The sequence below is a fragment of the Crossiella sp. NPDC003009 genome (genome assembly GCF_053591555.1).
This window is the reverse complement of record NZ_JBSFUA010000038.1, coordinates 18,093-39,724: the sequence shown is the minus strand read 5'-3', so window position 1 is coordinate 39,724 and position 21,632 is coordinate 18,093. Positions and strand designations below refer to the sequence as shown.

Here is a 21,632-nt window from a genome sequence, read left to right as displayed (position 1 = left end):
CTCCCCACCGAGCCCAGCCATCCCCCATAGCCCCCGGACAAATTCCGCCAATCTCAACGAACCCGGGAGCACTCGGCCATCTCCGACGCCCCAGGGCAACACCGCCACCCCCTGCCAGCCGACCGCCAGACCATCCCAACTGCCCAACTGCCCAACTGCCTCGGCCCGTCTGCCCGTCTGCCCGTCTGCCTCGGCCCGTCTGCCCACTTCCCCTGCCCCTGCCCCCTGTCTCTGGCCCTCTGCCCGTGCCCGTCTGCCCGTCTGTCTGCCCGCACTTCCCGCCCGACCCGCCTACCCGGTCACCGCAGCGGAATCCCCTGTCCGCGCTCGCTTTCCGGCCGCGGCCCAAAGATCCGCCGCTCAGACTCCGCGATGGCCACGTCGTTGATGCTGGCCTCCCGCCGCCGCATGTACCCCTCGTCGTCGAACTCCCAGTTCTCGTTGCCGTAACTGCGCCACCACTGCCCCTGCGCGTCCCGCCACTCGTACTGGAAGCGCACCGCGATCCGGTTCCCCGCGAAGGTCCACAGGTCCTTCCGCAGCGCGTACTCCTGCTCCCTCTCCCACTTCCGGGTCAGGAACTCCTCGATCTCCGCCCGACCGGTGACGAACTCAGACCGGTTGCGCCACACCGAGTCCAGCGTGTACGCCGCCGCCACCCTGGCCGGCTCCCTGGTGTTCCAGGCGTCCTCAGCGGCCTGCACCTTCTGCCTGGCGGTGGCTTCGTCAAACGGGGGGACCGGCGCACGAGTCATCGAAAACTCCACCTCTATCTAACGGATAGAACCAACTTCAACCGTGAGAACCCAAGCACGAACACCTAACGGAAACAAGCCCCTGCTACCGTGAGAACGTGATACTTCCCGGTGAGCCGCTCCCGGTACACCTGATGAACACCATCTGGGCCGACCGCAACGGCATCCACGACACCCTGGCCACCCTGGACTCCCTCCGCGGCTGGCTCGCTGTCGTGCACGACGACGCCACAGCGCAACGGATCACCGAGGACGATATCCCCTACTTCCACACCCTGCGCAATGCCCTGCGCCGCCTGGCCGCCCACCACACCGAGGACCCCCGCGCCCGAGCCACCACCAGCCCGCTCACCCCGCACCAGGCGGTGGCGATCATCAACCGCACCATCACCCAGTCCCCCACCAGCCCCCAACTCTCCTGGCGGACAACACCCTGAGCAGCACCACCACCAGCAAGGGCACCCGCACCGCCCAAACCCTGGCCGCCTTCGCCACCCAGTCCATCCCGGTGCTCACCACCGCCCCCCTGCACGCGTGCCTGGCTCCGGCCTGCGTCATCTACTTCACCAAGGACCACCCCCGCCGCGAATGGTGCTCAACCACCTGTGGCAACCGCGCCCGAGCCGCCCGGCACTACAACCGCCACAAGCCCACCTGACCGCCCCCACGCACCCACGCACCCACCTCGCCCAACGGCACTACCCGAGGCCCGCGCCCACCAGCGCCTCCGCCGTCCCAGCCATGGACCCACGTCAGGCCGCTGTCACGTCAAGGGTTTACGGGCACGGAACCGGAACGACCGGCCAGGGACCGCGGTCAGCCAGATGTCCCGGAACCCCACCGCCCGGAGCCGGGGCGCGAGCGTGTCCGGATTGACCGGGACGTAGGTGTCGTTCAGATGGATGAGCCGGAACCCCAGACTCGGCACCCCGTCCATCCCGGCGAACGTGCCACCCGGCCGCAACACCCGGAACGCCTCGGCGAACACCCTGTCCTGCAAGGCCACCGACGGCACGTGGTGCAGCATGGTGAAACTACCGACTCCGGTGAAGCTGTTGTCCGGCAACGGAATCGCCGCCCCGTCACCCTCCAGCACGTTCACCTGGTCACCCAGCCGGGCTCGCAGCCCACGCGCCAGCTCGACATCGATCTCCACCGCGGTCAGCCTCGGCACCCGCGCGGCCAGTGCCACCGTCGTCGCGCCGTAACCCGGGCCGATCTCCAGCACATCCGTGCCCAGATCGACGCCGTCCAGCGCCCACGGGATCAGGTCGCGGGCCACCGCCCGAGCCCACAGATCCGAGCGGCACAACCAGCGGTGATAGCGGTTCATCGGCATGTTCCCGACACTAGGAACCACCCATGGTGACCGCTACGGGCTAACCTGCCAACTGATGTCGCCATCCAGACAGGCCACGCCCATGCTGGTGCCCGCCTCGGGAGCGGTGCTGGTCGGCAGCTTCGACCTGCCCCTGGGCACCCGCTTCGACTGGCACCTGCACCCGGTGCACCAGCTCGCCTGGGCCGCCAGTGGAGTCCTGGCCGTGACGACGCCGGACGGCACGTGGGTGCTGCCGACCAACCGCGCGCTCTGGCTGCCCGCGGGCATCGGGCACAGCACCGCCGCGATCGGCAGCGCGACAATGCGGAGCCTCTACCTCGCCCCTGCCGCCTGCCCACCGGACTGGCCGGCGACCTGGGCGCGGCCGACCGTGGTCGCCGCCCCGCCGCTACTGCGCGAGCTGATCCCCTACCTGGGCCAGGAAACCCTGTCCCCGCAGGCACGCGCCCGCGCCGAGGCGGTGGTCTTCGACCTGCTGGAGCCGCTGCCGGTGACCACCCTGGCGGTGCCCAGCCCACATGATCCACGCACCCGGGCGATCAGCACCGCCCTGACCGCCGACCCGGCCGACCCACGCACCCTGGGCGAGTGGGGCCGCCAGGTCGGCGCCAGCGAGCGAACCCTGGCACGCCTGTTTCGCACCGAGACCGGCCTGCCGTTCGGCCGGTGGCGAACCCAGCTGCGAATCCAGGCCGCGCTTCCGTTGCTGGCACACGGAATCGCGGTGTCCACAGTGGCCAGACGCGTTGGTTACGAGAGCACCAGCGCGTTCGTGGCCGCTTTCCGCGCCGCGGTCGGCCTGCCGCCCGGCCAGTACTTCGGCCGGATCAGGGAATGACCCGCCGTTTGCGCATCTCTGTGAAGATGTCAAAGAACATCCGCTCGGTCTCCACGTATCGGTGGAACCCGAATCGCCGCGCCTTGGATCCATCGGCGAACATGTCGTAGTCCCACGAGAACACGAAGTCCCCGAAAGCCCACGAGGAGACCTCGCGGTAGCTGTGTCCAGCCAGTCCGTGCACCTCGGTCATCTTGTCCCACAACGGTTCCTTGTCGGCCATCACCGTGGCCAGCGACATCTGCAATGGTGGCGCAACCGGCAGCTCGAAGTACTCGGCGATCTTCGGCCACAGCTCGCTCCACCGGAACAAGTCACCGTTGTTGATATTGAACGCCTGGTTGGCGCACGCCGGATCGGTTGCCGCCCACACGGTCGCCTCGGCCAGCAACCCCGCGTCGGTCATCTCCAGCAGCGCGTCATAGGCGCCCGGCTTGCCAGGGAATCGCAGTGGCAGACCGAGCTCCTTGGAGATCGAGGCGTACACCGCGATCACCATGGCCAGGTTCAGCGGGTTACCGAGCCCGAACCCGGCGACCACCGACGGACGCATCGCCGACCAGGTCCAGCTCTTGCCGACCTGGCGCCGCACCAGGAAGTCCTGCTGGTCCACGTTGAACTCCGGCGGCATGTGGCCGGCGTCGTCCTCGCGGGCCGGGGTCTTGAACGGCCCGAGGTGCGCGCCGTAGACCTTGTAGCCCTGCATGAGGCTGATGTGTTCGAGTCCGGCCGCGACCGGCTCGATCGCCTCGACGACGTTGACCAGCATCGCCAGGTTCGGCGCCACCAGTTCCGCCCAGCTCGGACGGTCCTGGTAGGCGGCGTAGAAGACGTGCGTCACCGAATCGAACTCGGCCAGCTTCTCTCGCGTGTCCACCGGATCCAGCAGATCAACCGCGACATACCGCAGCCGTTCCCGATCAGTGCCGCCCCGCCGGGACAGCCCGATGACCTCCCAATCCCCCAGTTCGAGCAGGTGCTCGACCAGGTTGCCGCCGATGACGCCGTTCGCGCCGACGACCAACGCGACCTTCCCCGCAGTGCTCATAGGAAGATCTTCGGATCACTTCAGCGATGAGTCCAACTCTTCGTTCTCATGCTTGTCATGAGAAGAACTCATGCCGCGCGCAGGCCGTCCAGCAGCACCGCCAGCAGTCTGCGCCAGGCGTCAGACTCGGAGTCCTTGGTGGCCAACACGATCGGCCCGAAGGACAGGACGAACAGCCCGATGTCTCCGGCACTGACATCGGCTCGCAACGACCCTTCCTCATGAGCACGTTCGACCAGGTCACCCAGTGACTGCTTCAGGTGCCCCTGACACGCCTCCACCGCGGACTCCGCCACGGTGAGGCCGTCCAGGAATGCCCGGTTGGCGGCCATCAACTCGATCGTGTGCTCAACAAGGGTACGAAGCCCGTCCCAGGCCGCGGTCGAGTTCCGAGCAGCGGCGGCGCGCTGCTCCCACTCCACGATCTTCGCCTCCAGCGCCGCCTCGACCAGCGACTTCTTCGTGCTGAAGTGGCGATAGAGAGTGCCCATGCCCACATCAGCAAGTCGGGCGATCTCCCGGACATCCACTTCCAGCCCGCGCTCCCGGAACGCCTCCGTGGCCGCATCGAGGATCTGAGCCCGGTTCCGCGCAGCATCGGCCCGTAGTGGCTTGGTTCCCGCATTGTCCGCCGCACTCATTCCTCCACTCTAGTCGCCAACTGGAGCATCTGCTCCGCCTCTGCTACGTTGACTATACGGAGCAGCTGCTCCCCTTGCAAACGAGAGGACGCCATGGCCACCACAGTGATCTCCGGCGGCACCGACGGCCTGGGCCGCGCACTGGCCCAACACCTGCTCCGAGCAGGTGAGACGGTCGTGGTGATCGGCCGGGATGTCGAGAAGTTCAAGACGCTGGCGGCCACTCGCGCGCACTTCGTCCAGGCCGACCTGCGCCTGCAGCGGGAGGCGGAGCGAGTCGCCGCCCACATAGCCAGCGAGCACCCGAGGATCGACACCCTGTTCCTGGCCGCGGCCCACGTGGTCCGTTCCCGCACACTGACCACCGAGGGCGTCGAACACAACCTGGCCCTCTACTCCCTCAGCCGCCACGTCCTGGCCACCGCCCTGCTCCCGCAGCTGAGCGCTTCGTCGCGCCCGATGATCATCAACACCTCGGTCCCAGGAGCACCCAAGACGGCCATGCGCTGGCAGGACCCCAGCCTGGCGAACAACTACAGCTGGCGGGCGGCCAACCACCAGAGCCGCCGCGCCAACGAGCTGTCCGCGCTCTTGCTCACCAAGGCCGAGCCCCGGCTGAAGTACGTGCTGTACAACCCGCTGTTCGTCCGGAGCAGCCTCTCCGGCGACCTCTCCCCGGTCCATCGCGCGATCATCCGGGTCCTGTTCCGATTAGCTCCCTCCCCGGAACAGGCCCTCACGCCAATCCTGGATCTGCTGGCCAGCCCACCGAGGAGCCGCCTGTCGGCATACACCAAGAAGAAGCGCTTGCCCCTGGAGGTGACCCCTGACGACCACGCCGAGGCACTCCGCTGGGAGGCGCTGACCACGTACCTCCGAACCCGCATCTGACCAATCGGGACAACGAAGATCACCGCGAAGGAGGCACCCGGAACGAGACCGTCGAGCTGTCGGCGTGCCGGCACCACGCCACCAACTCGACCACAGACAGGCGGTTCCGCGGTCCACGCACCGCGGCCTCCCCGCGCAGCGGCGCACCCAGCCGACGAGAGCGACTGGCGAGCGGGCGGAGACACACGGCAAACCAGGCGCTGACGCCCCACCCTACGAAGCCCCTGACAACTACGTGATCGAGAAAGGTGGTGTGACCGGAGAACGCGACGCACACCGAAGTCGTGGAACGGCCTGGGCGCCCAGGCGACAACTCCAGCGGGTGTGCCGCGCAACTCCATGGGTGAACGGCAGCCCTGCCCGAGGTTGTCAGGACGAGGAAATCGGACCACGGCTCTAGAGAACCTTAGGAGGCAACGTCATTGAGCCTTAGGCCAGTCGTCACATCAGAGACGACCGGATGGAGGCAAGACCGTGGTGACCGTGAACGATCTGGCGTGGTGGCGTTCCTGGCGTGACCGCCAGGTGCATGCCTTCATCGTCAGTGGACTTGACCCACGACAGCCGCCGGTCGAGCTGACCGCGATCTGCGGGCACCGCGCGCCAACGACCGCCGTGGAACCACGGAGCGCGGGCATGCCCTGCGTACTGTGCATCGCCCAAGCACCAGTAGGTGAGCAACCTTGATCTACGGGAGTTTTCCCTACCTGCTGTCCGGAGCCTGGAACCCCTGACTCGGCGGTTGTCCGGGAGCAGAGTTCCTGGCATGACGCAGACACTGGTTGCCCCGCAGGTTGTGCCCGTCGCCGTGCGGCGATCGGCCGCGTTGTGGTTCGTCGCGGTGGGCGCGGGCGTGGTCGAGACCGTGCTCGGCATGATCGAGCACCAGCCCGCGTTCACCGAAGCCATTGTGCCCGTGGGAGTCCGCATCGCGGTCACCGCGATCCTGGTGCCGATCGTCCTGGCCCTGCACCGAGGGCGAGGGTGGGCACGGATCGCGCTGGCGTTGCTGCTGGGCGTGCTGGGAATGCTGTCCCTGGTAGTCGAGCCGATCTCGTGGCTGGCCGAGGGCAACGATCCGATCGCCGCCTTCACGGGCGCCGATGCTGGATTCCTGGTGTTCGCCGCGGTTCGGGCGCTGCACATCGTGGCAGTGCTCGGGGCATTGGCGTTGATGTTCGCGCCCGGGGCCAACGCCTGGTTCCGGCGGCGCTGAACGTCGGGCGTCTGATCGCCAGGGCCGGAGCAGTCGCCGGAACGGCCGCACCGGACAGGAGAATGCGCCCGGAGAGCGGCTGTAACTGGAGGGGGCTGCATCCCGGCTCGGGGGTCGGGGCTCGGGGCTCGGGGCTCGGGGCTCGGGGCTCGGGGCTCGGGGCTCGGGGAGCATGGTCCTGGAGAGGACGGCCGCGGCGCGGGGAAATCCAGTCGCTGCTCGCCGAGGGGCAGCGCACGATGCCGGGCATGGACTCCGCGTTCGTTCCCGGGTTGGAGCTGTCTCGGCGGTACTACTGGGAGGTGGTCCAACCGTTGCTGCGCAGGCACTTCGGGGACCTGCCACACACCGCGGCGCGGATCGGCAGTGGGTCGGAGGTGCTCGGGTTCGACACCGAGCGGTCCTCGGACCACGAATGGGGGCCTCGGCTGCAGTTGTCCCTGGGCGCGCAGGACGGTCGGCGATTCGGCGAGTCGATCCGGGTGATGCTGGCTGAGCGGTTGCCGAAGGAGTTCCTGGGGTTTCCGACGCATTTCGAGTCGACCGGGGATCAGGCGTTGGCGTCATGCGGCTCACCGAGGGGGCGGTGAACCACCGCGTTGAGGTCAGCGGACTTGGTGACTGGTTCGGGCGGATGCTGGGGTTTGATCCACGGGTGGCGGTCTCGGCCGGGGATTGGCTTGTCACGCCTACGCAGACGCTGGCGGAGGTCACTGCCGGAGCGGTCTTCCATGACGGGCTCGCGGAGCACGGCGGCGCGGGCGGCGAGCGCGCGGACCGACTGGGCTCGGATTGTCGGAGCGTGGACGTGGCTTGGGTTGGGGACTTGGGGCGGGCTCGGGAGCGGTTGTTGTGGTACCCGGCGGAGGTGTGGCGGTTCGTGTTGGCGCGGCAGTGGGGGCGGGTGGCTGAGGAGGAGGCGTTTGTCGGGCGGTGCGGGGAGGTTGGGGATGACATTGGGTCCGCGGTGGTCGCGGCGCGGGTGGTTCGGGACCTGATGCGGCTGTGCCTGTTGATGGCGCGGCGGTATCCGCCCTATGGCAAGTGGTTGGGGAGTGCGTTTGGGCGGCTGCCGGTTGCGGCGGAGTTGGCGCCGGTGTTCCGGGAGGTGCTTGCGGCGCGGGACTGGCGGGAGCGGGAGGCGGGACTGGTTCTGGCCTATGAGGTTGTTGCGGGGGAACACAATGGGCTGGGGTTGACCGCGGTGGTTGATCCGGCTGTGCGGGGGTATCACTCGCGGCCGTTCCGGGTGTTGCGGGCGGATCGGTTCAGCGCGGCATTGCTGGCCACCGTGACGGATCCGGAGTTGCGGGGGCCGGGGGCCGTCGACCAGTGGGCGGACAGCACGGCGTTGCTCACTGACCGGGGACTTGGCCGGCGGGTGGGGTGGAGCGCTATTACGTAGCCCGGCGACAGGTAGTGGAGTGGGGCGGCCTACCATCGGGTGCCGTGCCTCCCATTGACGCCGAGCCGCCAGCCAACTCTGACGCCAGCCCATCGAGGGCTGCCGCGCCGTCGAAGGACGCGGGGTCAGCCACAGGTGTGACGCGCACCAAGGCTGGGACCGGGGCCAAGGCTGGGACCGGGGCTGGGACCGGGGCCAAGGCTGGGACCGGGGCTGGGACCGGGGCCGGGGCTGGAGATGCGGCTGGAGATCAGGGGAAGCCGGGGCCTTCTTGGGGTTTGACCAGGGGTTTTCTGGTGACGAACCTGGTCTTGCAGGTGGTCATCGCAGTCACCGGGTCGGTGGTTCGGGTTACCGGGTCTGGGTTGGGGTGTCCTACTTGGCCCAACTGTTTTCCGGGGAGTCTGGTGCCGATTGAGCATCCGGAGTTCGCCTGGTTCCACCAGTGGATCGAGTTCGGGAACCGGCTGCTCAGCGGAGTCGTAGGGCTGGTCGCGCTGCTCTGCTTCGTGCTGGTCTGGTTGCACCGGCCTCGGCGGCAGCGGCTGACGCGACTGGCGGCGGCAACGCTGCTGGTGACCATCAGCCAGGGGGTTATCGGCGGTATCACCGTTCTGGCGGGGCTGGTCTGGTGGACCGTGGCCGGGCACTTCCTGGTGTCGATGGTGTTGGTGTGGCTGGCCGTATTGCTGGTGCGGGCGCAGTTCGAGAGCGATGACGCGGTGCGGCCCCTGGTGCCCGCGGCGTTGCGCCAGCTACTGGTGGTGAGCACCGTGGTGCTCGGTGGTGTGCTGGTGGTGGGCACCATGGTGACCGGGGCGGGGCCGCACGCTGGGGACGCGGAGACCGCTCGGTTGAACGTCTCGGTGTCGGGGTTGGCGCAGGCGCATGCCGACCTGTTGTTCCTGTACCTGGGGTTGTTGATCGCCTTTGGGTTCGCGTTGCGGGCGGTGGGTGCGCCTCGTGGGGTGTGGCGGGCCTACGCGTGGTTGATCGTGACCGTGCTCGCGCAGGGGTCGATCGGGATGGTGCAGTACCTCACCGGGGTGCCGGAGGCGTTGGTGTCGCTGCACGTGCTGGGGGCGGCGTTGGTGACGCTGGCCATGGGCAATGTGTGGGCGGCGACCGGGGATCGGGGCGTGGCGGCCGGGCGGCCGGAGCTGGTCGCGGAGGACGCGCGGCAGGGCTGACCGTCGGGGCAGAGGCAGGTGGCCTTCCCGGCGAGCAAGCGGCCGGGCAGGCTGGGCGAACGGCCGGGCAAGCGGGCAAGCGGCCAGGCAGGCGGGCGAACGGCCGGCAGGCAAGCCCCCAGGCAGGCGGGCGAACGGCCGGCAGGCGGGCAAGCCCCGGGCAGGCGAGGCGACCGGCGAGAGGTTAGCGGGGTTTGGCGGCGGACCACTTGGCTGGGAGTTCGGCTACTTCGGTGGCCAGCCAGCGGTAGTAGGCGTCGACGGTGCGCAGGCGTTGCGCCCGGTCGCCCTGGCCGCTGAGCAGGCGGAGGCCTTCGTGGGTCAGTTCGTTGACCGCGGCGATGGCTTCCAGGCGCTGGAGCATGACCTCGGCCCAGGCTTCGGCGCGGACCTGGTAGACGGCGGCTTCGCGGCCTCGGCGAGTCGTTTTGCTCACCAGGCCGCGGGCCATCAGCAGGCGGACGTTGGTGCTGACCGAACCGCTGCTGGCGGACAGGGCGGCGGAGAGTTCCGCGGCGGTGCGTTCTGGGGGGTCGCAAATAAGCAGAAAGCCCAGGATTCGGCCGGCGATGAGGGGCATGCCCTCCTGGGCTTCGAACTTGGCCGCGAACGTTTCGATCCAGTCGGACGGTTGGCGACCACCAGTGCGGCTGATGTCGGACACCGTGGGACCTCCCCATTTTCTTCAGTTGGAACTGAAGTGATGGTAGCAATGGAGATGCCTGGGTGTGCGGAAGTGATCGTGGGAGTGTTGGGCGGGGCGGGACGCGGGTCAGCCGCGGGCTCGGGGGCCTGCCATCTTCCGGCGGTGGGCGGGGCCGATCTTGGTGGCGGCGATGGTCTCGCGGTCCCATTCCTTGCCGTCGAGGCCTTCGACCTTGGCGACCAGGGCTTCGCCGGTGGCGACGTCGGGGACGATCACGTCGCCCAGGGCTCCGTCGTCTCCGACCAGGACTACGCGGACGCCGGCTCGGCCGATGTTCTCCACAACGGCGCGGGCGGACTTCCCGTGGGCAGCGACAAACGCGGTGGCGGCGGCGACCGCGGCCTTCGAAGGCTCACTCACCCGGGTCACTCTAGCCGCTGGGGCGGCCAAGTTCGGCGTGCGGGAACACGTCCGTGACCGGTTCTGTTGGCAACAGTGACCGGCGAAGATCAGGTGAGAGGTGCGGTTCATGCGAGCGGTGCAGGTACAGGCATACGGTGGACCCGAGGTGCTGGTGGCGGCCGAGGTGGCCGATCCGGTCGCCGGGCCTGGGGAGCTGCTGGTCCGGGTGGCCGCCAGCGGGGTCAACTACATCGACACCTACCACCGCACCGGCGTCTACCCCGTGCCGCTGCCGTTCACCCCCGGGCTGGAGGGCGCGGGCGAGGTGGTCGCGGTCGGCGACGGGGTCACCGAGCATTCCGTGGGGGCGCGGGTGGCCTGGGGCTCGGCGATCGGGTCCTATGCCGAACTGGTCGCGGTGCCCGCCTCGGCGGTGGTGCCGGTGCCGGACGGGGTCGACCTGGTGGTGGCCGCCGGGTCGATGTTGCAGGGCATGACCGCGCACTACCTGACCACCTCCACCTACCCGGTGCAGGCCGGGGACGACGTGCTGGTGCACGCGGCCGCGGGTGGCATGGGACTGCTGCTCACCCAGTTCGTCAAGGCCAAGGGCGGGCGGGTGATCGGCACCGTGTCCACCGCGGAGAAGGAAAAACTCGCCCGCGAGGCGGGGGCGGACGAGATCATCCGCTACACCGAGGCCGACGTGGCCGAGCAGGCCCGCGCGCTGACCGGCGGGCGTGGGGTGGCCGTGGTCTACGACGGGGTGGGGGCCTCGACCTTCGACGCGAGCCTGGCCAGCCTGCGGCCGCGCGGGGTGCTCGCGCTCTACGGCGCGGCCAGCGGGCAGGTGCCGCCGGTGGACCTGCAGCGGCTCAACCAGGCCGGGTCGGTGTTCGTCACCCGGCCCAGCCTCGGCCACTACACCGCCAACCGCGAGGAGCTGGTGTGGCGGGCCTCCGAGGTGCTCACCGGGGTGGCCGACGGCTCGCTGAACATCCGGATCGGCGCGCGTTACGCCTTGGGCGAGGCGCGGCAGGCGCACGAGGACCTGGAGGGGCGGCGCACCACCGGGAAGGTGCTGCTCCTGGGCTGATCGCGGCCTCTCCGGCGCCCCCTGGTCCGTATGGGCCGGGGGGCGCTGTCGTCTGCTTCACAGTCTGAAACTTTGCACGTTGTGAAGTTTTCTGGTTTCTTGGTTGTTGTGACGAGCACCGACCGACCGCTGGGGCTGCGGGAGCGCAAGCGGCAGGAGACCCACCGGGCACTGGCGCTGACCGCGCTGGAGCTCATCGCCGCGCGCGGGCTGGACCAGGTGACGGTGGAGGACATCGCCGGGGCGGTCGGCGTCTCCTCGCGCACCTTCTTCAACTACTTCGGCACCAAGGAAGACGCCGTCACCACGCCCTACCCCGACCACACGAGCCGGGTCGAGCGCGGCCTGGAGCGGCTGCGGGAACACTCCCCCGAATCCGGACCGCTGCTCGGGCTGGTGCGCTCCTGGCGGCCGGACCTGGAGCGGATCGACGCCGACCGGGACGAGTGGCTGCTGCGGATGACCGTGTGCACCCGCTACCCGCAGCTGCTGGCCCGCAGCGCCGCGCTGGAGTCCGACGACCAGCTGCGGCTGATCGAGGGGATCGCGCGCTGGTGCGGCCTGTCCGCGGAGTCCCTGTACCCGGCGCTGCTGTTCTACACCGCCGGTGGCGCGATGCGCTCCGCGCTGCGCCGCTGGTACCGGGTGGACGGCGCCGAGCCGCTGGTCGAGCTCGTCGACACCGCCTGCGCCGCGCTGGCGCACGGTCTCCCCCTGCCTGCCGACGCGACGCCGCGCGGCTGACCGATTTCCCTTTGCACCTAAGGACAAACCAATGACTGTGACCGCGGCGGCGCCGGAGCCGGCGACCGCGGCGACGAACCGGAGTGCGGTGCTGCAAGCGCTCTCCGGCCTGATGATGGGCATGTTCGTCGCCATCCTGGCCTCGACCGTGGTGGCCAACGCGTTACCCCGGATCATCTCCGAACTGGGCGGCTCCCAGGCCAGCTACACCTGGGTGGTGACCACCGAGCTGCTGGCGATGACCGCCACGGTTCCGTTGTGGGGCAAGCTCTCCGACCTCTACAGCAAGAAGCTGCTGATCCAGCTCTCACTGGGCCTGTTCGTCATCGGCTCGCTGGTGGCCGGGTTCGCCACCAGCATGGACGTGCTGATCATCAGCCGGATCGCGCAGGGCGTCGGCGCCGGCGGGCTCACCGCGCTGGCGCAGGTGATCATGGCCGCGATCCTCTCGCCGAGGGAGCTGGGCCGCTACTCCGGGGTGTTCGGCGCGGTGTTCATGGTGGGCACGGTGGCCGGTCCGCTGATCGGCGGCGTGCTGGTGGACACCTCCTGGCTGGGCTGGCGCTGGTGCTTCTTCCTCGGCGTGCCGCTGGCGGTGGCCGCGATCATCCTGTTGCAGCGCACGCTGAACCTGCCCGTGGTCCGCCGCGAGGTCAAGATCGACTACCTGGGCGCGTTCCTGATCACCGCGGGCGTCTCGCTGACCCTGGTGTGGTCCTCGCTGGTGGGCAAGCAGTTCGAGTGGATGTCCACCGCCACGCTGGGCCTGCTCGGCGGCGGCCTGCTGATCCTGGCCCTCGCGGTGTTCGTGGAGTCGCGGGTGGCCGAGCCGATCGTGCCGCTGACCATCTTCCGCAACCGCACCGTCACGCTGGCCACGGTGGCCAGCTTCCTGGTCGGCGTGGCCATGTTCGGCGGCACCGTGTTCCTCTCGCAGTACTTCCAGCTCGCGCTGGGGCACTCGCCGACGGTGGCCGGGCTGCTCAGCCTGCCGATGATCGTGGGCATGCTGGTCTCCTCCACCATCGCCGGGCAGCTGATCAGCAGGACCGGGCGGTGGAAGCACTTCCTGGTCGCGGGCGCGTCGCTGATGACCGCGGGGCTGGCGCTGCTGGGCACCATCGACGCGCACACCAGCCTGGTGCTGCTCGGCACGTACATGGTGCTGCTCGGGGTCGGCGTGGGCATGCTGATGCAGAACCTGGTGCTGGCCGCGCAGAACGACGTGCCTGCCAAGGACCTGGGCACGGCGACCTCGGTGCTCTCCTTCTTCCGCAGCCTGGGCGGCACCATCGGGGTGAGCGCGCTGGGCGCGGTGCTGGCCAGCAACGTGGGCAGCACGCTGTCGGCGAAGCTGGGCGCGGGCGCGGCGCTGCCGGGCGGTGGCGAAGGGGTGCCGAACCTGGCGCTGCTGCCCGAGCCGGTGAAGGCGGTGGTGCAGGAGACCTACGGGTCGGCCACCGGGGAGCTGTTCCTGATCTCCGCGCCGATCGCGGTACTGGTGGTCGTGGCGGTGGCCTTCCTCAAGCCGATCCCGTTGAAGACGCAGAGCGGGATGGACCGGCTGGCCGCCGAGACCGCGGACTGAGCCGAAGACGCGAAGACGACTGTGGCGTTCCCGCTCGGGGCGGGAACGCCACAGTCGTGTCAGGACAACGGGATCAGGCTTCGGCCTTCTTCGCGCGCTTCGGCTTGGCCGGGGCCTTGGCCGCCGGCTTCGGCTCGGCCTTGGTCTCGGCCTTGCCGTTGGCCTTCGGGTCCGCCTTGCCCGCGGGCTTCGGCTCGGGCTTGGCGGTGGCGGCCTCGGGCTTGGCCTCCACCTTCGCGACCGGCTTGGCCTCGGCCTTGGCGGCGGGCTTGGCCGCGCGCTTGGCCGTGGGCTTGACGACCCTGGCCAGGCCCTTGAGCGTGTGCTCGTAGATCTCGTCCGGGTCCAGCCTGCGCAGCTCCTCGGCCAGGCAGTCGCGGACCTCGCGGCGTTGCAGCGCCACCCGGCGTTCCGGCTGTCCGGCCTGGGTGAGCAGGCCGACCTTGCCGTCCGGCCGGACCAGCTCCACCTTGCCCGAGCGGCGTTCCAGCTCCACCGAGCAGATGCCCTGGCCGTCGGTGGACTTGGCCCGCTCGACCGGGATCTTCAGGCTGGCGGCCAGCCAGGCGGCCAGCAGCTCGGTGGACGGCGAGTCGCCCGCGCCGGTCACCACGGCCGCGGTGACCTTCTCGTACGGCGGCAGGTCCAGTGCCGCGGCGAGCACGGCCCGCCAGCTGGTCAGCCGGGTCCAGGCCAGGTCGGTGTCACCGGCCACGTGCGCCTTGCGCCGCTGTTCCAGGGCCTTGATCGGGTTGCGCTCGGCGGCGGCGTCGGTGATCCGGCGCTGGGCGAGCTTGCCGATCGGGTCCTGGGACGGGACCGCGGGAGCGGCGAAGGGCCACCAGGCGACCACCGGGGCGTCGGGCAGGAGCAGCGGGATGGTGCAGCTGGCTCCTTCCTCGGCCAGCGGGCCGTACAGGCGCAGCACGATGACCTCGCTGGCCCCGGCGTCGCCGCCGACCCTGATCTGCGCGTCCAGCCGGGGCGCGGCCTTGCGCGCGCCCCTGGCCAGCACGATCACCCGGCAGGGGTGTTCGCGGCTGGCATCGTTGGCCGCGTCGATGGCCTCCTCGGTGCGCTCGCCGTCGTCGGTGACGATGACCAGGGTGAGCACCCGGCCCAGTGCCACCGCGCCGCCCTGCTCGCGCAGGTCGACCAGCTTCTTGTTGACCGCCGAGGTGGTGGTGGAGGGCAGGTCGATGATCACGGTCGCCTCCAGTGACGTCCGGTGCGGGCCATCATCTCCTCGGCGGAGTCCGGGCCCCAGGTGCCCGCGGCGTACGGCTCTGGTTTGCCGTCGCGCTCCCAGAACTTGAGCACCGGCTCCAGGATCTCCCACGAGGTCTCCACCTCGTCGTTGACCGGGAACAGCGACGGCTCGCCGAGCAGCACGTCCAGCAGCAGCCGCTCGTAGGCCTCGGGGCTGGACTCGGTGAAGGCGTGGCCGTAGCCGAAGTCCATGGTCACGTCGCGGATCTGCATCGAGGTGCCGGGCACCTTGGAGCCGAACCGCATGGTGATGCCCTCATCCGGCTGGACCCGGATGACCAGCGCGTTCTGCCCCAGCTCCTCGGTGGAGGTGGAGTCGAACGGCAGGTGCGGGGCGCGCTTGAACACCACCGCGATCTCGGTGACCCTGCGGCCGAGGCGCTTGCCGGTGCGCAGGTACCACGGCACCCCGGCCCAGCGGCGGTTCTTGACCTCCACGGTCATCGCCGCGTAGGTCTCGGTGATCGAGTCCTTGGCGAAGCCGCCCTCCTCCAGCAGGCCGGGCACCTTCTGCCCACCCTGCCAGCCGCCCACGTACTGTCCGCGCGCGGTGGTCTCGGCCAGCGGCTCCATGGGCGCGGTGGCCGCGAGGACCTTGGCCTTCTCCGCGCGCAGGTCCTTGGGCGCGAAGGAGCTGGGCTCCTCCATCGCGGTCAGCGCGAGCAGCTGCAGCAGGTGGTTCTGGATCACATCACGGGCGGCGCCGATGCCGTCGTAGTACCCGGCGCGACCACCGAGGCCGATGTCCTCGGCCATGGTGATCTGCACGTGGTCGACGTAGTTGGCGTTCCAGATCGGCTCGAACAGCTGGTTGGCGAACCGCAGCGCCATGATGTTCTGCACGGTCTCCTTGCCGAGGTAGTGGTCGATGCGGAACACCGACTCCTCGGGGAAGACCTCGTTGACGATCCGGTTCAGCTCGCGCGCGCTGGCCAGGTCGTGGCCGAACGGCTTCTCGATCACGACCCGGCGCCACTGGTCCGGGGCCTGCTCGGACAGGCCGGAGCGGGCCAGCTGCTTGCACACGGTGGGGAACGCGCCGGGCGGGATGGACAGGTAGAAGGCGTGGTTGCCGCCGGTCCCCCGCTGCTCGTCGAGCTCCTTGATGGTGGCGGCGAGCCGGTCGAAGGCGTCGTCGTCGTCGAAGGTGCCCTGCACGAACCGGCAGCCCTCGGCCAGGGAGTCCCACACCGACTGGCGGAACGGGGTCCGCGCGTGCTGCTTGACCGCCTCGTAGACGACTTGCTCGAAGTCCTGGTTCTCCCACTCGCGGCGGGCGAAGCCGGTGAGCGCGAAGCCCGGCGGCAGCAGGCCGCGGTTGGCCAGGTCGTAGATGGCGGGCATGAGCTTCTTGCGGGACAGGTCACCGGTCACGCCGAAGATCACCAGGCCGCAGGGCCCGGCGATCCGGGGTAGCCGCTTGTCCCGCGGGTCCCGCAAGGGGTTCTGCCACTGACGGCTCACTCACCGACCTCCTGAACGGCCTTGACCACGTGCGCCAGACCGGCCGCGCGGTCGGTCAGGTGCAGGCGCAGCACCGGGCGGCCGTGCTCGGCGAGCACCGAGCCGTCGCCCTTGGCCTGCGCCAGCTGGAGCACGCTGAGGGTGTACGGGCGCTCCGGTACTTCCAGGTCCTGCTCGTTCGCGCCGGTCAGCTGGAGGAAGACGCCGTTCTGGTGCCCGCCCTTGTGGTACTGGCCGGTGGAGTGCAGGAACCGGGGGCCCCAGCCGAAGGTGGTCTGCACGCCGAAGCGCTTGGCCAGCAGGGGCCGCAGCACCGCGGCGGAGGCGTCGTCCAGGCGGTCCAGGTAGGCCTGCACCGACAGGTAGCCGTGCTCGGGCAGCACGGCCTTGAGCGCGCGCAGCGCCTCGGCCACCGTGCTCGCCCCGCCGAGGAAGTCACCGCTGGCGTGCACCTCGACCGGACCGTCCACAAAGGACGGAGCAGCCGCTTCGGCGGTCGGCGCGTCCAGCAGCGCGCGGGCCGCCTTCTTCGCCGCTTCCACGTCGGGCTGGTCGAACGGGTTGATGCCGAGCAGCCGCCCGGCCACCGCGGTGGCGTACTCCCACAACAGGAACAGCCCGCCGAGCGGACCCGAGGTGGTGATCTGGGCGCCCGGGGTGCCGGGGGCGATGCCCACGGTGGTGGCGTCCTCGCCGGCGTCGGCGAAGCCGGGCGCGCCCGGGTTCTCCACCGCCACCGGCAGCAGGCCGGTGCCGTTCTTGCCGGTGGACTCCGCCACGAGCTGCTCGGCCCAGTCGCCGAAGCCCTTGATGCCGGAGTCGGTGTCGGTGAGCACCACCTTCTCCGCGCCGCGGGCGTGCGCCGCGCCGAAGGCCGCGGCCAGGCGCAGCGCCGGGTTGTCCGCGCGGTCCTGGGACAGCACGGCCGCCGCCGCGGCCGCCTCGTCCAGCAGCCCGGCGATGTTCGCCCCGGCCAGACCGGCCGGGACCAGCCCGAACGCGGTCAGCGCGGAGTAGCGGCCGCCCACGTTCGGATCGGCCAGGAACACCTTGCGGTAGCCCGCCTCGGCGGAGAGCTTCTCGAACGGGGAGCCGGGGTCGGTGACCACGACGATCCGGCTGGCCGCGTCGATGCCGTTGTCGGCGAAGGCCTTGGCGAAGATCCGCCGGTGGCTGTCGGTCTCCACGGTCCCGCCGGACTTGGAGGAGACCACGATCACCGTGCGGGACAGGTCACCGGCCAGCGCGTCGGCCACCTGGCCGGGGTCGGTGGTGTCCAGCACGACCAGCCGCACTCCGGCGGTCTCGCAGATCACCTCCGGGGCCAGCGAGGAGCCGCCCATGCCGGCCAGCACCACCCGGTCCACGCCGTCGGCGTGCAGCTCCTCGCGCAGCTGGAGGATCTCGGCGACCAGCGGCCGGGAGCTCTCGTGCAGCGTGGTCCAGGACAGCCGGATGGATGCCTCGGACTCGGCCTCGGCACCCCAGAGGGTGGCGTCCTGTGCGGTGAGCTTGCTCGCGACCTGTTCCTCCGCGAGCTGCGCCGCCAGCGGTTCCGCTTCGGCGTTCAGTCCACTGTGGACGATCTCAACCGAGATCTGCTCGGTCATCTGTGGTCTCAGCCCTTCGCGCGTGCGAGCTGGTCGGTGACGGTCTGCAGCAGTTCTTCCCAGGACTTCTCGAACTTCTCCACGCCTTCCCGCTCCAGCACCGCGTAGACGTCGTCCACGTCGATGCCGGCCTCGGTGAGCGCGTCGAAGAGCTCCTGGGCCGCCTCGGCGGTGCCGCGCACGGTGTCGCCCTCGATCCGGCCGTGGTCCTCGACCGCGAACAGGGTCTTCTCCGGCATGGTGTTGACCACGTTCGGCGCGACCAACTGGTCCACGTACTGGGTGTCGGAGTAGTTCGGGTCCTTCACCCCGGTGGAGGCCCACAGCGGCCGCTGCGGCCGGGCGCCCTGCTGTTCCAGCCGCTGCCAGCGCTCGGAGGCGAAAACGTCCTCGTAGGCGGCGTAGGCCAGCCGGGCGTTGGCGATGGCGGCCTGGCCGCGCAGCGCCTGCGCCTCGGGTGTGCCCTTGGCCTCCAGGCGCTTGTCGATCTCGGTGTCCACCCTGGAGACGAAGAAGGAGGCCACCGAGGCGATCGTGGACAGGTCGTGGCCGTTGGCCTTGGCCTGCTCCAGCCCGGCGAGGTAGGCGTCCATGACGTCGAGGTAGCGGGCCACCGAGAAGATCAGCGTGACGTTGACGCTGACGCCTTCGGCCAGGGCCTTGGTGATGGCGGGCAGACCCTCGACGGTGGCCGGGATCTTGACCATCAGGTTGGGCCGGTCGACCGTCTTCCACAGGTCGAGGGCCTCGGCGGTGGTGCGCTCGGTGTCGTGCGCCAGGCGCGGGTCGACCTCGATGGAGACCCGGCCGTCCAGGCCGTCGGTGCCGTTGTAGACGCCGCGGAAGACGTCGCAGGCGTTGCGCACGTCGGTGGTGGTCAGCTCGCGGACGGTCTGGTCCAGGCTGGCCCCACGCTCGGCCAGCTCCTTGACCTGCGCGTCGTAGGCCTCGCCCTTGGCGAGGGCGCCGGCGAAGATGGTCGGGTTGGTGGTCACGCCGACCACGTGCTGGTTCTCGATCAGCGAGACCAGGTTGCCGGTGTTGAGCCGCTCCCTGGACAGGTCGTCGAGCCAGATGGAGACGCCGGCCTCGCTCAGCGCGGCCAGTGGGCTGTTGGCAGTCACTTGTTTCCCTCCACTCGCGCGATGCTGCGCTGTGCCGCGGCGACCACGGCGTCGTCGGTCAGGCCGAACTCGCGGTACAGCGTCTGGTAGTCCGCCGAGGCGCCGAAGTGCTCGATGGAGACGATCTCCCCGGCGTCGCCGACGAAGCGGTGCCACGGCTGGGCGATACCCGCCTCCACCACCACGCGCGCCTTGACCGCGGGCGGGATCACCTGGTCGCGGTAGTTCTGCTCCTGCTGGTCGAACCACTCGACGCACGGCATGGACACCACCCGAGCGGGAACGCCGCCGTCCTGCAGGATCTTCCTGGCCGCGACCGCGATCTGCACCTCGGAGCCAGTGGCGATCAGCACAACCTGGGCGTCGCCGCCCTCGGCCTCGGCGAGCACGTAGCCGCCCTTGGCCACGCCCTCGGCGTCGGTGCCCTCAAGGGTGGGCACGTTCTGCCGGGTCAGCGCCAGGCCGGTGGGGCCGTCCTGGGTCTCCAGCACCTTCTTCCAGGCGAAAGCGGTCTCGTTGGCATCGGCCGGGCGGACCACGGACAGGCCGGGGATGGCGCGCAGCGCGGCCAGGTGCTCGATCGGCTGGTGGGTCGGGCCGTCCTCGCCCAGGCCGATGGAGTCGTGCGTCCACACGTAGATGACCGGGGACTTCATCAGCGCGGCCAGCCGCACCGCGGGGCGCATGTAGTCGCTGAAGACCAGGAAGGTGCCGCCGTAGGGGCGGGTCGGGCCGTGCAGCGCGATGCCGTTGAGGATGGAGCCCATCGCGTGCTCGCGGATGCCGAAGTGCAGCGTCCGCCCATACGGGTTCGCGTTCCAGGTCTTGGTGGAGCTGCTCTCGGGGCCGAAGGAGTCCGCGCCCTTGATGGTGGTGTTGTTGCTCTCGGCCAGGTCGGCCGAGCCACCCCACAGCTCGGGCAGCACCTCGCCGATGGCGGCGAGGGTGTCGCCGGATGCCTTGCGGGTGGCCACGCCCTTGGGGTCGACCGGCCAGCTCGGCAGCTTGGCCGCCCAGCCCTCCGGCAGCTCCTTGCGGACCAGGCGGTCGTAGAGGGCCTTGCGCTCGGGGTTGGCCGCGGCCCAGGCGTCGAAGGACTTCTGCCACTCGGCCTTGGCCGCCTCGCCGCGCTTGACCACCTCGCGGGCGTGGGCGAGCACGTCGGCGTCGACCTGGAAGGTCTGGGCCGGGTCGAAGCCGAGGATCTCCTTGACCTTGGCGACCTCGTCCTCGCCGAGCGCGGAGCCGTGGATCTTGCCGGTGTTCTGCTTGGTCGGCGCGGGGAAGCCGATGATGGTGCGCAGCCGGATGAACGAGGGCTTGCCGGTCTCGGCCTTGGCCGCCTCCAGCGCCTGGAGCAGGCCGTCGACGTTCTCGCCGCCGAGCACGGTCTGCACGTGCCAGCCGTAGGCCTCGTAGCGCTTGGCCACGTCCTCGGACAGCGCGATCGCGGTGTCGTCCTCGATGCTGATCTGGTTGTCGTCGTAGATCACCACGAGGTTGCCGAGCTGCTGGTGGCCCGCGATCGAGGAAGCCTCGGAGGTCACGCCCTCCTCGATGTCGCCGTCGGAGGCGATCACGAAGACGTGGTGGTCGAACGGGCTCTCCCCAGGCGCGGCGTCCGGGTCGAAGAGACCTCGCTCACGCCGGGCGGCCATGGCCATGCCGACCGCGGAGGCCAGGCCCTGGCCCAGCGGGCCGGTGGTGATCTCCACGCCAGGGGTGTGCCGGTGCTCCGGGTGGCCCGGCGTGGCCGAGCCCCAGGTGCGCAGCGCCTTGAGGTCGTCCAGGGTCAGGCCGTAGCCCGACAGGTAGAGCTGGATGTACAGGGTGAGGCTGGAGTGCCCGCAGGAGAGCACGAAGCGGTCGCGGCCCGGCCAGTCCGGGTCGGCCGGGTCGTGCCGCATGGCCCGCTGGAACAGCGTGTACGCGGCGGGGGCCAGGCTCATCGCGGTGCCGGGGTGGCCGTTGCCCACCTTCTGGACCGCGTCGGCGGCGAGCACCCTGACCGTGTCGACCGCGCGCTTGTCCAGCTCGGTCCAGTCGGCAGGAAGGTGCGCGGTGGTCAACTCGGCGATGTTGACGGAGTCCTCTGAACCGGACACTTGACGCTGCTCCCAACTTGGTTGCCATAGCGGCGGAACCGGCGGACTGACCAGCCCCGAACCGTTGTTTTCCCTCTTTCGGCTCAGCCTAGTCCTTCGGCTGGCAGCTCACCGGACTCGATCCAGTTGTTGGCGCGCCCGGACCCCCGTTCGCGCCCCGCTTAGGTAGCGCGGCTACCATCCGATGGGACCCGCAGCTGGGTCTCCCCGAACCTGACGAGGATCTACCCGGCCCGCCCCCACCCATCCGCAGCGGCC

General features: G+C 70.0%; 22 protein-coding genes. 11 read left to right on the top strand and 11 right to left on the bottom strand.

All coding sequences use genetic code 11. From position 1 onward, the window contains the following. Positions 1-299: 299 nt before the first annotated feature. Positions 300-755, bottom strand: coding sequence for a DUF1348 family protein (locus ACWDY5_RS30590; protein ID WP_449725608.1), 456 nt, complete (start codon positions 753-755; stop codon positions 300-302). 98 nt (positions 756-853) lie between these two features. On the opposite strand from ACWDY5_RS30590, the gene ACWDY5_RS30585 reads away from it, so the two are divergent. Both ACWDY5_RS30585 and ACWDY5_RS30580 read left to right on the top strand, forming a co-directional pair. After that, the gene (locus tag ACWDY5_RS30585) at positions 854-1,192 is read left to right on the top strand and encodes an ABATE domain-containing protein (RefSeq protein WP_449725607.1); all 339 of its coding nucleotides are present in this window, start codon (positions 854-856) and stop codon (positions 1,190-1,192) included. A 71-nt stretch (positions 1,193-1,263) separates the two neighbouring features. Then, positions 1,264-1,413 carry a CGNR zinc finger domain-containing protein gene (locus ACWDY5_RS30580; RefSeq protein WP_449725606.1) on the top strand — a complete coding sequence of 50 codons (150 nt, stop codon included), beginning with the start codon at positions 1,264-1,266 and terminating at the stop codon, positions 1,411-1,413. Between the two features lie 105 nt (positions 1,414-1,518). Here ACWDY5_RS30580 and ACWDY5_RS30575 read toward each other — a convergent pair whose 3' ends face one another. Then, on the bottom strand, positions 1,519-2,094 hold the full coding sequence (locus tag ACWDY5_RS30575; protein WP_449725605.1) for a class I SAM-dependent methyltransferase: 576 nt from the start codon (positions 2,092-2,094) through the stop codon (positions 1,519-1,521). Positions 2,095-2,149: 55 nt separating this feature from the next. On the opposite strand from ACWDY5_RS30575, the gene ACWDY5_RS30570 reads away from it, so the two are divergent. After that, complete coding sequence (locus tag ACWDY5_RS30570; RefSeq protein WP_449725604.1) at positions 2,150-2,935, top strand: AraC family transcriptional regulator; 786 nt, start codon at positions 2,150-2,152, stop codon at positions 2,933-2,935. On the opposite strand, the gene ACWDY5_RS30565 is transcribed toward ACWDY5_RS30570, so the two are convergent. Together ACWDY5_RS30565 and ACWDY5_RS30560 are read right to left on the bottom strand one after the other, a co-directional pair. Then, complete coding sequence (locus ACWDY5_RS30565) at positions 2,925-3,983, bottom strand: SDR family oxidoreductase (RefSeq protein ID WP_449725603.1); 1,059 nt, start codon at positions 3,981-3,983, stop codon at positions 2,925-2,927. The genes ACWDY5_RS30570 and ACWDY5_RS30565 overlap by 11 nt on opposite strands. A gap of 68 nt (positions 3,984-4,051) precedes the next feature. Then, complete coding sequence (locus ACWDY5_RS30560) at positions 4,052-4,624, bottom strand: TetR/AcrR family transcriptional regulator (RefSeq protein ID WP_449725602.1); 573 nt, start codon at positions 4,622-4,624, stop codon at positions 4,052-4,054. A gap of 93 nt (positions 4,625-4,717) precedes the next feature. Here ACWDY5_RS30560 and ACWDY5_RS30555 point away from each other — a divergent pair, with 93 nt between their 5' ends. From ACWDY5_RS30555 to ACWDY5_RS30535, 5 genes are all read left to right on the top strand, one after another. Further along, positions 4,718-5,515: an SDR family NAD(P)-dependent oxidoreductase gene (locus ACWDY5_RS30555; protein ID WP_449725601.1), complete on the top strand. Its 798-nt coding sequence runs from the start codon at positions 4,718-4,720 to the stop codon at positions 5,513-5,515. 766 nt (positions 5,516-6,281) lie between these two features. After that, positions 6,282-6,731 (top strand): hypothetical protein, encoded by a 450-nt coding sequence (locus tag ACWDY5_RS30550; RefSeq protein WP_449725600.1) that lies wholly within the window; start codon positions 6,282-6,284, stop codon positions 6,729-6,731. 248 nt (positions 6,732-6,979) lie between these two features. Then, positions 6,980-7,321, top strand: coding sequence for a hypothetical protein (locus tag ACWDY5_RS30545; RefSeq protein WP_449725599.1), 342 nt, complete (start codon positions 6,980-6,982; stop codon positions 7,319-7,321). Beyond that, positions 7,297-8,136 (top strand): DUF4037 domain-containing protein, encoded by an 840-nt coding sequence (locus ACWDY5_RS30540; protein WP_449725598.1) that lies wholly within the window; start codon positions 7,297-7,299, stop codon positions 8,134-8,136. The genes ACWDY5_RS30545 and ACWDY5_RS30540 overlap by 25 nt, the downstream gene beginning before the upstream one ends. A 296-nt stretch (positions 8,137-8,432) precedes the next feature. Beyond that, entirely contained in the window at positions 8,433-9,326 is an 894-nt protein-coding gene (locus tag ACWDY5_RS30535; RefSeq protein WP_449725597.1) for a COX15/CtaA family protein, read from the top strand. Between the two features lie 184 nt (positions 9,327-9,510). Here ACWDY5_RS30535 and ACWDY5_RS30530 read toward each other — a convergent pair whose 3' ends face one another. Next, a complete protein-coding gene (locus ACWDY5_RS30530) occupies positions 9,511-9,990 on the bottom strand; it encodes a MarR family transcriptional regulator (protein ID WP_283664834.1) in 480 nt (159 codons plus the stop codon). A 108-nt stretch (positions 9,991-10,098) separates the two neighbouring features. Beyond that, positions 10,099-10,392, bottom strand: coding sequence for a hypothetical protein (locus tag ACWDY5_RS30525; protein WP_252481688.1), 294 nt, complete (start codon positions 10,390-10,392; stop codon positions 10,099-10,101). A gap of 109 nt (positions 10,393-10,501) precedes the next feature. Between ACWDY5_RS30525 and ACWDY5_RS30520 the strand changes: the two genes are divergently transcribed. From ACWDY5_RS30520 to ACWDY5_RS30510, 3 genes are all read left to right on the top strand, one after another. After that, positions 10,502-11,470, top strand: a complete 969-nt coding sequence (locus tag ACWDY5_RS30520) for a quinone oxidoreductase family protein (RefSeq protein WP_449725596.1) — start codon at positions 10,502-10,504, stop codon at positions 11,468-11,470. Positions 11,471-11,578: 108 nt separating this feature from the next. Next, positions 11,579-12,214 carry a TetR family transcriptional regulator gene (locus ACWDY5_RS30515; RefSeq protein WP_449725595.1) on the top strand — a complete coding sequence of 212 codons (636 nt, stop codon included), beginning with the start codon at positions 11,579-11,581 and terminating at the stop codon, positions 12,212-12,214. Between the two features lie 31 nt (positions 12,215-12,245). Continuing rightward, entirely contained in the window at positions 12,246-13,802 is a 1,557-nt protein-coding gene (locus ACWDY5_RS30510; protein ID WP_449725594.1) for an MDR family MFS transporter, read from the top strand. 73 nt (positions 13,803-13,875) lie between these two features. On the opposite strand, the gene opcA is transcribed toward ACWDY5_RS30510, so the two are convergent. The 5 genes from opcA to tkt are packed head-to-tail and all read right to left on the bottom strand — an operon-like array spanning position 13,876 to position 21,374. After that, positions 13,876-15,009: a glucose-6-phosphate dehydrogenase assembly protein OpcA gene (gene opcA / locus ACWDY5_RS30505; protein WP_449725593.1), complete on the bottom strand. Its 1,134-nt coding sequence runs from the start codon at positions 15,007-15,009 to the stop codon at positions 13,876-13,878. Next, positions 15,006-16,535: a glucose-6-phosphate dehydrogenase gene (gene zwf / locus ACWDY5_RS30500; RefSeq protein ID WP_252481683.1), complete on the bottom strand. Its 1,530-nt coding sequence runs from the start codon at positions 16,533-16,535 to the stop codon at positions 15,006-15,008. The genes opcA and zwf overlap by 4 nt, the downstream gene beginning before the upstream one ends. Next, on the bottom strand, positions 16,532-18,145 hold the full coding sequence (locus ACWDY5_RS30495; protein WP_449725592.1) for a glucose-6-phosphate isomerase: 1,614 nt from the start codon (positions 18,143-18,145) through the stop codon (positions 16,532-16,534). Before ACWDY5_RS30495 ends, zwf begins: the two co-directional genes overlap by 4 nt. An 8-nt stretch (positions 18,146-18,153) precedes the next feature. Then, positions 18,154-19,269, bottom strand: a complete 1,116-nt coding sequence (tal, locus tag ACWDY5_RS30490) for a transaldolase (protein ID WP_449725591.1) — start codon at positions 19,267-19,269, stop codon at positions 18,154-18,156. After that, positions 19,266-21,374: a transketolase gene (tkt, locus tag ACWDY5_RS30485; protein WP_449725590.1), complete on the bottom strand. Its 2,109-nt coding sequence runs from the start codon at positions 21,372-21,374 to the stop codon at positions 19,266-19,268. The genes tal and tkt overlap by 4 nt, the downstream gene beginning before the upstream one ends. Positions 21,375-21,632 lie beyond the last annotated feature (258 nt).